Origin of the sequence: Rahnella woolbedingensis, from assembly GCF_003602095.1 — a bacterium.
Classification (GTDB): domain Bacteria; phylum Pseudomonadota; class Gammaproteobacteria; order Enterobacterales; family Enterobacteriaceae; genus Rahnella; species Rahnella woolbedingensis.
The window spans coordinates 1-634 of the sequence record NZ_RAHH01000097.1; the positions used below are offsets into that span (position 1 = coordinate 1).

Below are 634 nucleotides of genomic sequence, written 5' to 3' on the forward strand. Positions count from 1 at the left end.
AAAGGTGCACGTCCGGTTCGGGGAGGAGAGGCAGGGAAATAGTCCGACTACGCCCTGCCTCTTACTCTACTCTGGACGGGCAAACGCTGGGCTTATCTGGCGGTTGTTCTGGATTTATTTTCTCGCAAGCCAATAGGCTGGGCGATGTCGTTTTCTCCGGACTCAGTTCTGACAGGAAAAGCATTAACGATGGCCTGGGAAACCAGGGGAAAACCGGCTGACGTTATGTATCATTCTGACCAGGGAAGTCACTATACCAGCAGGGAATTCAGACGGTTATTGTGGCGTTATCGTATAAAGCAAAGCATGAGTCGACGAGGGAACTGCTGGGACAACAGCCCAATGGAACGATTTTTCCGCAGCCTGAAATCAGAATGGGTCCCGAACTGTGGATACGCTAATTTTAGCGAAGCAAATAGATCAATAACGAATTACATCATTGGTTATTACAGCCAGCTCAGACCCCACCAATATAACGGTGGCTTAACACCCAATGAATCAGAGCGATTGTTCTGGAAAAACTCTAAAACTGTGGCCAGTTTTTGTTGACCACTTCAGGAACCCGATGAAAGCACTTTCAATCGTTCGGCCTGCCGGAACTCAAATTGCAAACGGCCTAAAAACGCTGGAAATA

Annotated in this window: 1 pseudogene; it reads left to right on the forward strand. The window is 48.1% G+C overall.

The features are described from left to right. Positions 1 to 60: 60 nt before the first annotated feature. Positions 61 to 549: pseudogene (locus D6C13_RS25355) on the forward strand (IS3 family transposase); the annotation flags it as partial. Positions 550 to 634: the final 85 nt, after the last annotated feature.